The 12,931-nt window shown below is 76.1% G+C and carries 10 protein-coding genes and 1 pseudogene; 3 read left to right on the top strand and 8 right to left on the bottom strand.

Going from position 1 to position 12,931, the window contains the following annotated elements; all coding sequences use genetic code 11:
• Window positions 1-537 carry a Clp protease N-terminal domain-containing protein gene (locus tag E4P43_RS14550; RefSeq protein WP_135146181.1) on the top strand — a complete coding sequence of 179 codons (537 nt, stop codon included), beginning with the start codon at window positions 1-3 and terminating at the stop codon, window positions 535-537.
• Here E4P43_RS14550 and E4P43_RS14545 read toward each other — a convergent pair.
• From E4P43_RS14545 to lepA, 4 genes are all read right to left on the bottom strand, one after another.
• Window positions 497-2,254 (bottom strand): MFS transporter, encoded by a 1,758-nt coding sequence (locus tag E4P43_RS14545; RefSeq protein WP_135146180.1) that lies wholly within the window; start codon window positions 2,252-2,254, stop codon window positions 497-499. The genes E4P43_RS14550 and E4P43_RS14545 overlap by 41 nt on opposite strands.
• Complete coding sequence (locus E4P43_RS14540) at window positions 2,223-2,927, bottom strand: LppX_LprAFG lipoprotein (RefSeq protein WP_135146179.1); 705 nt, start codon at window positions 2,925-2,927, stop codon at window positions 2,223-2,225. Before E4P43_RS14540 ends, E4P43_RS14545 begins: the two co-directional genes overlap by 32 nt.
• Before the next feature lie 67 nt (window positions 2,928-2,994).
• On the bottom strand, window positions 2,995-3,651 hold the full coding sequence (locus E4P43_RS14535) for an MOSC domain-containing protein (RefSeq protein ID WP_135146178.1): 657 nt from the start codon (window positions 3,649-3,651) through the stop codon (window positions 2,995-2,997).
• Complete coding sequence (gene lepA / locus E4P43_RS14530) at window positions 3,648-5,477, bottom strand: translation elongation factor 4 (protein WP_135146177.1); 1,830 nt, start codon at window positions 5,475-5,477, stop codon at window positions 3,648-3,650. Before lepA ends, E4P43_RS14535 begins: the two co-directional genes overlap by 4 nt.
• 236 nt (window positions 5,478-5,713) lie before the next feature.
• Between lepA and E4P43_RS14525 the strand changes: the two genes are divergently transcribed.
• Both E4P43_RS14525 and rpsT read left to right on the top strand, forming a co-directional pair.
• Window positions 5,714-7,246 (top strand): hypothetical protein, encoded by a 1,533-nt coding sequence (locus E4P43_RS14525; RefSeq protein WP_135146176.1) that lies wholly within the window; start codon window positions 5,714-5,716, stop codon window positions 7,244-7,246.
• 132 nt (window positions 7,247-7,378) lie between these two features.
• The gene (gene rpsT, locus E4P43_RS14520) at window positions 7,379-7,639 is read left to right on the top strand and encodes a 30S ribosomal protein S20 (protein ID WP_135146175.1); all 261 of its coding nucleotides are present in this window, start codon (window positions 7,379-7,381) and stop codon (window positions 7,637-7,639) included.
• An 88-nt stretch (window positions 7,640-7,727) separates the two neighbouring features.
• On the opposite strand, the gene holA is transcribed toward rpsT, so the two are convergent.
• The 4 genes and pseudogenes from holA to E4P43_RS14500 form a co-directional block, all read right to left on the bottom strand.
• The gene (gene holA / locus E4P43_RS14515) at window positions 7,728-8,651 is read right to left on the bottom strand and encodes a DNA polymerase III subunit delta (protein ID WP_348522232.1); all 924 of its coding nucleotides are present in this window, start codon (window positions 8,649-8,651) and stop codon (window positions 7,728-7,730) included.
• Window positions 8,652-8,991: 340 nt separating this feature from the next.
• Window positions 8,992-10,419, bottom strand: a pseudogene (locus tag E4P43_RS20945) (ComEC/Rec2 family competence protein); the annotation flags it as partial.
• Window positions 10,420-11,087: 668 nt separating this feature from the next.
• Entirely contained in the window at window positions 11,088-11,909 is an 822-nt protein-coding gene (locus E4P43_RS14505; protein WP_135146172.1) for a ComEA family DNA-binding protein, read from the bottom strand.
• Window positions 11,910-12,049: 140 nt separating this feature from the next.
• Window positions 12,050-12,919 carry a DegV family protein gene (locus E4P43_RS14500; protein WP_135146171.1) on the bottom strand — a complete coding sequence of 290 codons (870 nt, stop codon included), beginning with the start codon at window positions 12,917-12,919 and terminating at the stop codon, window positions 12,050-12,052.
• Window positions 12,920-12,931 lie beyond the last annotated feature (12 nt).

Raw genomic sequence — 12,931 nt, 5'->3', positions numbered from 1 at the left:
ATGTTCGAACGCTTCACCCGCGAGGCCCGCGAGGTCGTCGTCGGTGCTCAGCACGAGGCGCGGGTCCTGCACTCCCCCACGATCGGCACCGAGCACCTGCTCCTCGCGCTGCTCCGGCAGCAGACGCCGTCAGCCGCGGTGCTCATCCGTCACGGCCTCACGCCCGAGGAGGTCGCGGCTGACGTCGTCCGGTTCACCGGCAGCGCCGACCTGGACGCCGACGCCCTGACCAGCGTGGGCATCGACCTGGACGCCGTCCGCAGCACCGTGGAGGCCGCCTTCGGGCCGGGCGCGCTCGACGACCCGAAGCAGAAGGCGGCGCGCAACGGGCACCTCCCCCTCACCCCGCGGGCGAAGAAGGTCCTGGAGCTGTCGTTGCGCGAGGCGATCGCGATGAGGTCGCGGAGCATCACCGACGGCCACATCGCGCTCGGCCTCCTCCGCGAGGGCGAGGGGCTGGCGATGAAGGTGCTGCACGACCGCGGCGTCGACCCGGTCAACCTGCGGCAGGACCTCGGGCTGGTCCTGAACTCCTGAGCAGCACCAGCGCGGCGACGCCGGCCAGCGCTGCCGCGATGCCCGCACCGGCGAAGACCGTGTGCAGCTGGGTCAGCAGCGCCGCCCCGGTCGCGGCGTCGTAGGCGGCGCAGTCCGCGGGCGTCGACGGGCAGAGCTCGAACGGGGTGCCGATGGCCGCCACCTCGGCGGTGAAGCGGCGCAGCGCGACGGCCGTGAGCAGCGAGAGCCCGACCAGCATGCCGATGGTGCGGGCGACCACGGCGAGGGCTCCGGCGCTGCCGTGCACCTCGGGTCGGGTGACGGCGAGCAGCACGGCGTTCACCGGGGCGATCGCCAGCCCGAAGCCCAGGCCGGCAGCCAGCAGGACCACCCATGAGCCGGCGCCGTCCAGGGCCGACTCGTCCCACCGCGTCATCGCGAGGAAGGCGACGGCGGCCAGCGCCATGCCGCCCGCCGCGACCAGCCGCGGGGCGACCACCCGGCACAGCCAGCCGCCGGCGACGGCGCCGGCCGGGACGGCGACCAGCAGCCGCAGCAGCACCAGCGCGGCACCCAGCTGGTCGCCGGGCGTCGTCGTGGCACGGGCGAAGAGCGGGACGTCGACCAGTGCCGCCACCAGGGCGACCCCCACGAGGAGGTTCACCACCAGCGCCCCCCATGCACCCACCGGGCGCAGCGCGTCCAGCGGCAGGACCGGGGCAGCCGCCCGGCGCTCGTGCAGGACGAACAGCAGCGCGGCCACCGCGGACAGCGGCAGCAGCACCCAGCCGTGCGCGACCACCTGCCGCTCGGGATCGGCGGCCGCGAACGCCCACACCAGGGCGCCCAGCGCCACGACGGCGAGCGCCGACCCGAGGACGTCGACCTCACGGGCCAGCGCGGCCAGACCCCGCAGCGGCAGCACCGCCCCGGCCGGGTGCAGCAGGCTGCGCGCGGCCAGCCCGACGGCGGCCACCAGCGCGGCCAGCGCCAGCGGCGTGCTCCACGCGGACGCCCCGGCCAACGGCACGTAGAGCAGGCCCAGCTCGACGTCCTCGACCAGCGAAGGCGGCGCCGCCAGCTGCAGGCCGAGCGCGAGGAACGCGAGGCCGGCGAGCAGCAACCCCACGACGTCCGGGCGCCGCAGCCGGCCGGCCACCGCCACCCCCGCCGCCAGCCCGAGGCCCAGGAGCAGGTTCAGCCAGAAGATCGCCCGCCAGTCCGCGACGGCGAGGACGGCGGCGCCCGCGAGCGGCCCGAGCACGGCCCCGGCCTCCTGCACGGCGCCGACCACGCCGAGCGGGACCGATCGCCGCTCCGGTGGCCACCGGTCGGCCACGAGCGCCAGGGTCGCCGGCACCAGCCCGCCCGCACCGATCCCCTGCAGCGCCCGGCCGGCCACGGCGGGCCCGAGGGAGTCCGCGGAGGCGGTCAGCAGCGAGCCGAGGGCGAACAGCAGCAGGCAGCCGACCAGCACCGGGGTGCGGCCGCGCAGGTCGGCCAGCCGCCCCAGCAGCGGCAGGGTCGCGGTGTAGCCGAGCAGGAAGCCGCCGACGATGGGGGTCGCCCGCTGCAGGTCGTCCAGGCCGACGCCGACGCCGGTGAGGATGTCGGGCAGCGCCAGGACGACGACGTAGGTGTCGGCCGCGGTGACCAGGACCGCGAGGGTGGCGAGGACGACCGCCGGCAGGCCCGGGACGCGGGCGCCTCCCGCGACCGGCGTGTCAGCCGGTGGTCGGTGCGGTGATCTCGACATCGGCCCCGAAGTCGCTGAGCTCGAGCGTGTAGGTGCCGTCCTCGTCGGCGGCGAAGAACGGGCCGGTCAGCGCCGCCCGGCGCAGCTCACCGCTCCCGGTGGCGATGGAGAAGGTGGCCTGCACCTCCTGCGACGGGTCCTGGCTGGTGAGCAGCTGCTCCACGAGGTCGCCCGGCAGCACCGCGGTGACCTCGCGGACCACCTCCCCGCCGACCCGGCGCTCCTCCCCCAGCTCCGCGGACCGCGCCTCGGTGAACAGCTGGGAGATGCCGGTCCCGGGGTCGATCAGCGCGCCCGGGTCGCCGATGCCGAACTGGGCCGGGTCGATGACGCTGAAGGTGGGGGCGAAGGGCAGCTGCGCGTAGACGGTGCCGTCGACGGAGACCACGTCCAGGTCGACCGTCGAGCCGAGGGCCACCACCTTGAGCGTCCCCTCGAACGACGCGGGGCGGGCGATGTCGCCCTCGCCGCCGACCAGCGCCGTCCCGGTGCTCGGCGCCCCCTCGCTGGTGAGGACGAAGTGCGCGCTCTCGGCGCCGTCGAGGTGCTCCTTGGCCCGGGAGAGCAGCTCGGTGGCCGACTCCTCGGGCTCGTCGCTGCCGCAGCCGGCCAGCGCCGGCCCGGCGAGCAGCGCGAGGGCGAGCAGCGGGACAGCCCGGCGGCGCAGCGACATGGAGACCTCCCCGTCAGCCGGGGACGGGCCCGCGGCGTACCGCGGCGGACAGTAGCGCGACCGGACCTCAGCCCGCAGGAACGGTGCGCGCGGCGATCCGCTCGGCGGCCTTGGCCCGGTTGCGCTCGGGGAGCACGTCCAGCGCGGGCGCCAGCTCGGCGGCCCGGTACTTCTGCGTCGTCCACGCCCGGAAGACGAGGTCGACCGTCACGCCGTGGTCGGGCCGGTGGACCAGCTCGACCAGGTCGCCGGCACCGAGCTCGCCGGTCTCCAGCACGCGCAGGTAGGCGCCGGGAGCGCCGTGGGCGGTGAACCGCTTCACCAGCTGCGGCACGTCCCAGAAGCGGGCGAAGTTGGCGCACGGGATCCGCGGGGCGGTGACCTCCAGCAGCGCCGTCCCGACCCGCCAGCGCTCGCCGAGGACGGCGTGCGTCAGGTCCACGCCCGTCGTCCGCAGGTTCTCGCCGAACCGGCCGGGCGGCAGCTCGCGGCCGAGCTCCGCGGCCCACCAGTCGGCGTCCTCCTGGGCGTAGGCGTAGACCTGCTGGCCGTCGCCGCCGTGGTACTTCCGGTTGACCTGGACGTCGCCGTCCAGGCCGTGCTCGCCGACGGCGACCCGCCCCTCGACCAGCCGCTTGTCGATGCCGGTGCGGACGGGCTTGCGGCCGGCCACCGCGGGGAGGTCCGTGCCGGAGACGCAGACCGCTTCGACCCGGCCGGTCACTTCTTGGAGGCGGTCGACTCGTTGGTGGAGAGCGCGGCCACGAAGGCCTCCTGGGGGACCTCGACGCGGCCGACCATCTTCATCCGCTTCTTGCCCTCCTTCTGCTTCTCCAGCAGCTTCCGCTTGCGGGTGATGTCACCGCCGTAGCACTTGGCCAGGACGTCCTTGCGGATCGCGCGGACGGTCTCGCGGGCGATGACCCGGGAGCCGACGGCGGCCTGGATGGGCACCTCGAACTGCTGCCGCGGGATCAGCTCGCGCAGCTTGCCGGCCATCATCACGCCGTAGCTGTAGGCCTTGTCCTTGTGCACGATCGCGCTGAACGCGTCGACGGCCTCGCCCTGCAGCAGGATGTCCACCTTCACCAGCGCGGACTCCTGCTCGCCGGACTCCTGGTAGTCCAGCGAGGCGTAGCCGCGGGTGCGCGACTTCAGCGCGTCGAAGAAGTCGAAGATGATCTCGCCGAGCGGCAGCGTGTAGCGCAGCTCCACGCGGGACTCGCTCAGGTAGTCCATGCCGCCCAGCTGGCCGCGACGGCTCTGGCAGAGCTCCATGATCGCGCCGGTGTAGTCGCTGGGGGCGATGATCGTGGCCTTGACGATCGGCTCGTAGACCCGGTCGATCTTGCCCTCGGGCCAGTCGCTGGGATTGGTCACCGTGATCTCGGAACGGTCCTCCATGACCACCCGGTAGACGACGTTCGGCGCGGTGGAGATGAGGCTGATGCCGGCCTCGCGCTCCAGCCGCTCGCGCACGATCTCCAGGTGCAGCAGGCCCAGGAAGCCGACGCGGAAGCCGAAGCCCAGCGCCGCCGACGTCTCCGGCTCGTAGGTGAGCGCCGCGTCGTTGAGCAGCAGCTTGTCCAGGGCCTCGCGCAGCAGCGGGTAGTCGCTGCCGTCGATCGGGTAGAGGCCGGAGTAGACCATCGGCTTCGGGTCGCTGTAGCCGCCGATCGCCTCGGCGGCCGGCTTGTGCTGCAGCGTCACGGTGTCGCCGACGCGGGACTGGCGGACGTCCTTCACCCCAGTGATGAAGTAGCCGACCTCGCCGACGCCCAGGGACTGCACCGGCTTGGGCTCGGGCGAGATGACGCCGATCTCGAGCAGCTCGTGCGTGGCGCCGGTCGACATCATCTTGATCCGCTCGCGGGCGGAGATCCGCCCGTCGACGACGCGGACGTAGGTGATGACGCCGCGGTAGATGTCGTAGACGGAGTCGAAGATCATCGCGCGGGCGGGGGCCTCGGCCTCGCCCTCCGGCGCGGGGATCTGCGCGACGATCGCGTCGAGCAGCGCGGGCACGCCCTCACCGGTCTTGCCGCTGACGCGGAGGACGTCGTCGGGGTCGCAGCCGATGATGTGCGCGATCTCCGCGGCGTACTTCTCCGGCTGCGCGGCCGGGAGGTCGATCTTGTTGAGGACCGGGATGATCGTGAGGTCGTTCTCCATGGCCAGGTACAGGTTGGCCAGGGTCTGCGCCTCGATGCCCTGCGCGGCGTCGACCAGCAGGACGGCGCCCTCGCAGGCGGCCAGCGAGCGGGACACCTCGTAGGTGAAGTCGACGTGGCCCGGGGTGTCGATCATGTCGAGGACGTACTCGGTGTCCCCGACCGTCCACGGCAGCCGCACGTTCTGGGCCTTGATGGTGATGCCGCGCTCGCGCTCGATGTCCATGCGGTCGAGGTACTGGGCGCGCATCTGCCGTGCCTCGATGATTCCGGTGACCTCGAGCATCCGGTCGGCCAGCGTCGACTTGCCGTGGTCGATGTGGGCGATGATGCAGAAGTTCCGGATGAGGGCCGGATCGGTGGCAGCGGGAGTCGTCACAGTGCCGCCATCGTCCCACGGCTTCGGCGCGCAGGCGGGCGCGACCCGGCCGAGTGACCGGCCCGGGCCCGCGGTTCCGGATGCGCCGGTCCGGGCAGAGGGAGCGCGTGCTCCGGACTGCGACCCCGACGCCCGGGACGGCGGCCCCCTCGGCGGTCCCCCCAGCCACCCCGTCGGCACCCTCCCGGGAACGGCCCGCGCGGGCCCTGCTGCGCCACCCCGTCGCGGTCTCGGCGGTGGCGGCGCTGGTGATGGCGCTCCTGGTCGAGGCGGCGCCGGTGGTGGGCGGCGACCTGGTCGCGCAGGAGTGGTGGGCGTCGTGGGCGTCGTCCAGCCGGGCCCCGGTCGACCTGGGCTGGTACGGCGGGGTGACCGTCGCCTCCTACAGCCTGCTGAGCCCGTGGGCGGGGGCGCTCCTGGGCCTGCCGGTCGTCGGGGTCCTAGGCACGGTGCTGGGCACCGCCGCCACCACCGCCCTGCTCGGCCGGCTCGACCCCACCCGGGTGCGGTGGACCGTCGCCGGGGTCTGCGGGGCGGCCATGTGGGCCGCGAACGAGTGGAGCGGCCGCACCACCTTCGGCCTGGGTGCCGCGCTGGGGTGCCTCGCGCTCGTGGTGGTGAGCGGGCGTCCGCGCCCCTCGGCACGCGTCGCCGGGGCGGTCCTGGCCGCGCTCGCCGGGGCGACGAGCCCGGTGGCTGCGGCCTTCTTGGTGCTGGCCGCCGCGGCGTGGTGGTGCGGCCGCCAGCCGTCGGTGCGCGTCTCCTCCTGGCGCCCGGGCCCGGTGGAGCCGTGGCTGGTCGCCGGCGGGGCACTGCTGTCGGTGGTGGTCGCCAAGCTGCTCGGGGCGGTGAGCGGCCCGCAGCCGACGAGCGCCCACCAGATGCTGGCCGCGGTAGGGGCGGCGGTGCTGACCGCTTCGCTGCTGCCCGCGGGCCACCGGGTGCTGCGCCTGGGCGCGGTGCTCACCGCGCTGCTCCTGCTGGCGACGTGGCTGGTCAGCAGCCCCGTCGGGTCGACGTCCACCCGCCTGGTCCTGCTCTTCGCCGTCCCGGTGCTGGTCGCCTCACCGCGCGCGCGGCCGGCGGTCGCCTTCCTCGCCGCGGCCGGCGTGGTGTGGCTGCTGCCGCCCCTCGTCGTGAAGGACCTCATGCCGCGCGACGCGGTCCCGCCGGCGCCGCAGGCCGAGACGCTGCTGGCCGAGCTGCGGGACCGCGGCCCGGTCGGCCGCATCGAGGTGGTGCCGCTGAACAGCCACGAGGAGAGCATGTCGGTGGCGCAGGGCGTCCCCCTGGCGCGCGGCTGGCTGCGGCAGCTCGACACCGTGCACGCGGGCCTCTTCTACGACGGCTCGCTCGACGCCGGCACCTACCTGGCCTGGCTCCGCGACGCCGGCGTCTCCCACGTGGTCCTCCCCCGCGCACCGCTGGACTGGCCCTCCGGCGGCGAGGCACGCCTGCTGCGCCAGGGCGTCCCCGGCCTGACGGAGGTGTGGTCGGACCGGTCGTGGCGGCTGTTCGAGGTCGCCGGCGGCGGGATGCTGCGGGGCGAGGCGACGCTCGTGTCGAGCGACCGCTCCCGGGTCGTGGTCGACGTGCCGGCGGCCGGCGAGGTGGAGGTCGCGCTCCGCTGGTCGCAGTGGTCGTCGGTCGAGGGCCCGCAGGGCTGCGTCGGACCCGGGGGCCGGGACGGCTGGACGACGCTGAGGGCGGACCGGCCCGGCCGGTTCGTGCTGAGCAGCTCCTGGCAGCCCGCGGGGCGGTGTGACTGACGCCGGTACCGGCCGGGTTGGGAACCGACCGGGGGCGCTGGTATCTTGGCAGACCGGTCCTGTCGCGCGGTTGTTCGCTGCGCCCGGACGCACTGTCAGAAGCATCCCCTCCAGACTTTTCGAGGCTCACGCGTGGCGAACATCAAGTCCCAGATGAAGCGGATCAAGACCAACGAGAAGGCGCGCCAGCGCAACGTTGCCGTCAAGTCCGCCCTGAAGACGGCCGTGCGGCGCGTCCGCACCGCCGCCGAGTCCGGTGACGCCGCTGCCGCGACCGCTGCCCTGACGAACGCCAACAAGGCGCTCGACAAGGCCGCCAGCAAGGGCGTCATCCACAAGAACCAGGCCGCCAACCGCAAGTCGGGTCTGGCGAAGCTCACCGCCGGTCTCTGATCCGGCCCCGCGCCCCGCGCGGACCGAACGAGCCCCTGTCCCTCCCGGGACGGGGGCTCGTCGCTTTCCCCGCCCCGCCGCGCCGCGGTCAGCGGCCGGCGCGGGCGCGGCCCCGTCCGGTCTCGGTGCGGATCGTGACGATCCGCCGGATCGCCCGCTCGAGCGCGTAGTCCGCGCTGGCGGCGGCACCCTTCACGTCGGCGTTGAGGTCCGCGGCCACCCCGAGCGCCAGCTGCAGCCCCTCGATGCTCCAGCCGCGCGCCTGCGCCTGCGCCTTCTTGACCTTCCACGGCGGCATCTTCAGCGTGCGGGCCAGGTCGCCGGGGTTGCTGGAGCTCAGTGAGGCCACCCGGGCCGCCGTGCGCACGCCGTCGGCGATGGCGTCGGCGATCAGCACGTGGGCCACCCCCCGCTCCAGCGCCCAGCGGAGCATCTCGATGGAGCCCGCGCGGTCCCCGGTGAGCACCCGCTCGGCGACGGTGAAGCCGGTGACCTCGGCCTGCCCGCGGTGGAACCGGGCGACGTCGTCGGCGTCGATGTTGCCGCCGAAGTCGCTCACCAGCTGGCTGGCCGCCGCGGACAGCCCGCGCAGGTCGGCACCGATGGCGTCGACGAGCGCGGTGACGGCGTCGGGGGTGATCCGGCCCCCGAAGGTGCGGACCTCATTGCGCACGAAGGCGATCCGGTCGCCGACGGAGCTGACCTTGGGGCACTCGTCGACCGCGGCGCCGGCCGACCGGAACGCCTTCACCAGGGCCTCGTTGCGCTTCCCCCCGGCGTGGACGACCACCAGCGTGAGCTCGGGGTCCGGGTCCTTCGTGTAGGAGGTCAGCGAGTCCACCAGCGCGCCCGCGGCCTCCTGCACACCGGTGACGACGACCATCCGGTGCCCGCCGAACAGCGAGGGTGCCAGGACGTCGGCCAGCTGCCCGACCGGCAGCCCCACGGCGGCCAGCTCGTGCACCTCGGCGTCCGGGTGGCGCGCGAGGACGGCGGTGCGGACGGCGCTCACGGCGCGGGCCCGGAGCAGCTCCTCCTCGCCGATCACGACGCGCAGCCGAGAGGTGGGCTCGACCGGTGAGGCAGGCACACCTGCATGGTGTCACGCGGCGCCGACCTTCTCGGCCGACCACCGGGCCCCGCACGGCGACGCCCCAGTCGCCGGCCTCCCCCACGACGGCGAGGTCGCCCTCGCGGTCGGTGCGGTGCACCCGCATCCCCGCCTCCTCGAGCCAGCCGAGCAGCCGCGGGGCCGGGTGTCCGTAGGTGTTGTCGGCGCTCACCGACACCACGGCGACCGACGCACCGGTCGCGGCCAGGAACCCCGGGTCGGCGTCGCCGCTGCCGTGGTGCGGAACCTTGAGGACGTCGGCGGTCAGGTCGGGCACCTCCCGGGCCAGCCGTGCCTGCGCCTCGGCGCCGAGGTCGCCGGTGAGCAGGACGCGCAGCCCGCCGGCGGTCACCCGCACCACCAGCGAGAGGTCGTTGGGCTCGGCGGCCGCCGTGGCCCGGCGCGGGGCCGGCGCGAGGACCTCCAGCACCGCTCCCCCGACCGTGCGCCGGTCACCGGGCACGAGGACCTCGGGCGTGCCGCCGGCCCGCCGCACCAGCTCCGCGACCGGTCCCGCGCGGTCGTCCGCCGGGGACAGGGTGCCGGTGGCGACCACCCCGACGTCGCGGCCGGAGAAGGCGCCGGCCAGTCCCCCGACGTGGTCGGCGTCGAGGTGCGAGAGCAGGACCAGCGGCAGCTCGTCGATGCCGAGCCGGTCCAGGCAGGCGTCCACCGGACCGACCTCCGGGCCGGCGTCGACCAGCACACCGGCGCCGTCGCCCAGGGGCAGGACCAGGCCGTCGCCCTGGCCCACGTCGCAGGCGACGAGGACGGCCTCCTGCGGTGGCCAGCCGACCAGCGGCTGGCGCAGGGGCCAGCCGACCAGGACCAGCCCGACCAGGGCCGCCAGGGCGAGCGGTCGGAGGCGGGAGAACCGCCACAGCGCCCAGCCCAGCGCGCCCAGGACCAGCGCCAGCACGACCGCTCCGAGGACGCCGCGGGGCCAGCCCGCCACCGCGTCGGGCAGCGCCGAGGCCCGCTCGGCGACCAGCACGACCCACCGCACGGGCCACCCGGCGAGCCACACCAGGACGTCGCCCAGCGCGGGGACGGCCACCGCCGCGACAGCGGCCAGCAGACCGAGGACGGTGGCCGGCGCGACCGCCGGCGCCGCCAGCAGGTTGGCCGGCAGCGACACCAGGCTGACGGTCCCGGAGAGCCCCGCGACGAGGGGCGCCGTCACCAGCCCGGCGGCGGCGCTCACCGCCACGGCGTCGGCGGGCCAGACCGGCCAGCCGCGGCGTCGGAGCCTGCGCGACCACCCCGGCGCCAGCAGCACGATGGCGGCGGTCGCCGCGACCGACAGCGCGAAGCCCGGGTCGCGGGCCAGCCCGGGGTCGACCAGCAGCAGGACCGTGGCCGCCCCGGCGAGCGCCGGCAGCGCGGCCCGCGCCCGGCCCGAGGCGAGGGCCAGCAGGGTCACCGCACCCATCGCGGCCGCGCGCAGCACGCTGGCGCTCGGGCCTGCCAGCACGACGAAGGCGGCCAGCGCGAGGAGGCCGACGGCCGCCTGGGCCCGCCGGTCCACCGCCCGTCGCCGCAGCGGCCAGAGGGCGCCGGCGACGACGATCGCCACGTTCGCGCCGGAGACGGCGGTGAGGTGGGACAGCCCGGCGCGCCGGAACTCCTCGTCCAGGACAGGGTCCATGGCGCCCGTGTCACCGACCACCAGGCCGGGCAGCAGCCCTCCGGACCGGTCGTCGAGGACGCGCGCCGACGCAGCGGACAGCGCGGCCCGGACCGAGGCCGCCACCCGCTGCTCCGGCCCGGGCGCCCCCACCTCGTCGGGCGGGCCGCGCGCCGACAGCACCGCGACCACCCCCGCGCCGGTTTCCGGGGGCCCGGTGCCGAAGCGGGCCCGGACCTCCTGGCCCGGCAGCAGGTCCGCCCAGCCCTCGGCCGGCGCGAACACCAGGACCGGCGCTCCTGGGCCGTGCTGGGCGGAGACGACGTCGGCGTCGAGGACGACCCTCGGCTCCCCCGCCCCCCGGACCAGGCGCGGGGCACCGGTGACGGCCACCCGGACCTCCGCCGTCCCCCTCTCCGCGGCGACGCCGGAGAGCGGGGCGGCCTCGCGTTCCGCGGCGCGGACCGCCCCGGTCCCCGCCGCGGCCAGCACGCCGGCGAGCACCGCCACGGCCACCGGTACGCCGGGCCCGCGGCGGCGCCCGACGACGAGGGCGAGCACGGCCGCGCCGGCGGCCACCGACGTCAGCGTCTGCGCGGTGAGGTGCGGTCCGGCCAGCGCGACCGCCCAGACCGTGGCGGCGACCGGCCACAGCCGCAGGTCCAGCCAGCTCCACCGCCGGTCGGGCAGCTCGTCGGGGCCGACGGGCCTCACACGGTCACCAGCCCGGCGATCTCCGCAGCGGTCGACGGGCCGATCCCCGGGACGTCGTCGAGCTCCTCCACGCTGCCGAAGGGGCCGTTGCGCGTGCGGTGGTCCACGATCCGCTGGGCCAGCACCGGGCCGATGCCGGGCAGGCCGTCGAGCTCGGCGGCCCCGGCGGTGTTCAGGTCCAGCAGGCCGCCAGCCCTCGGCGGCGCGGGCCCCTGCTGTGCTGCCGCCGGGCCGGCACCGCCGGGCAGCCCCACGGCGATCTGCTCGCCGTCGGCCACCGGTGCGGCCAGGTTCACCGACGCGGCGTCCGCACCCGGCAGCGGACCTCCGGCCGCGGCGAGCGCGTCGGCCACCCGCGCACCGGTCGGCAGGGTGACCAGGCCGGGCCGCGCGACCTGCCCCACCACCGAGACCACCACCGTGGCCGAGCTCTCGGCCATCTCCCCGACCGGGGTGGACGGGGGAACGGGCGCGGCCGACGGCCGGTCCGCGGGGCCGGCCGGCTCCACGGCGGGCCGGTCCAGCCAGGTCCAGCCCAGGAGCAGCGCCACCGCCAGGACGGCCGCGAGCAGCAGGGCGCGGGCACCCGGCCGGCCGGTGTCGACGCGCGCCGCCGTCCCCGGCGCACGGTGCCGGCCGATCCCCGCCGGCATCCCGCCCAGGGCCTCGGCCGGCACCTCGACCGGCACCGTGCGCGCCTCGCCGTCGTCCTCCTCGGGCACCCACCCGCCCGGCGGCCCCGGCTCCTGCGCCAGCAGCGCCCGGAGCCGGGCCCGGATCAGGTCCGCGTCGTCGGTCCTGCGGAGAGGGAGGCGCACCCCGGCGACGCTAGGAGGACCGGGTCACCCGCCGGCCCGTCCGAAGCCGGCTGTGGACGCACCCCCGGGGTGTGGACGACCGGAGGCCCTCCCCGCCGGCGTCGGGCCACCCTGTGCGCGTGCCCGACAGCCCCAGAGCCTCAGCCCGCCGCGGGCGCGTCCCCGGCGGGCAGCGAGACGACCACGCCGACCGCACCGGGGCCCACGTGCGCCCCGATCGCCGCGCCGAGCTCGCTCACGTGCAGCTCGCGGACGTTCGGCACCCGCGCGCGCAGCTCGGCGACCAGCCGCTCCGCCCGCTCCGCGGCCGCGAGGTGGTGCACCGCGAGCGACACGTCCCGGTCCCCGGCGTAGTCCACGGCGTGCTGCACGAGCCGGGCCAGCGCCCGCGCGGAGGTGCGCACCTTCTCCAGGGGGACGACGTGCCCGTCGACGACGTGCAGCACCGGCTTCACGGCCAGCGCGGACCCGAGGATCGCGGCAGCCGAGCCGATCCGTCCGCCCCGGCGCAGGTGCTCGAGGGTGTCGACCACGAAGAAGGTCCGCGTGCGGTCGACCGCCTCGCGGGCGATCCGGTCGACCGTGTCGCGGTCCGCGCCGTCGGCCGCGGCCCGGGCGGCCTCGAGCACGGCGAAGCCGGTGGCCATGGCCGTGGAGCGGGAGTCGACGACCGAGACGATGTGCTCCCCCACCTGGGAGGCGGCGACCCGCGCGGCGTCCCAGGTCCCGGACAGCTCCGAGGAGAGGTGGATGGAGACCAGGCGGTCGGCGCCGGCGTCCAGCGCGGCACGGTAGGCCGCCACGAAGTCGCCCGGGGTCGGCCGCGACGTGGAGACCCGCTGCCCCCGCGTCGAGAGCGCCTTCGCCACGTCGTCGGAGCTGATGTCCTCGCCCTCGCGGCCGGACCGGCCGGAGAGGACCACGTACAGCGGGACGACGTGGATGCCGTAGGCCTCGACGAGGTCACGGGGCAGATAGGCCGCCGAGTCGGTGAGCACGGCGACAGGCACGCGGCGAGGCTA

Source organism: Blastococcus sp. TF02A-35 (assembly GCF_004571075.1).
In the GTDB taxonomy this organism is placed as follows: Bacteria; Actinomycetota; Actinomycetes; order Mycobacteriales; family Geodermatophilaceae; genus Blastococcus.
The sequence above is the reverse complement of the archived record's forward strand: the minus strand, read 5'-3'. Positions and strand labels throughout refer to the sequence as shown.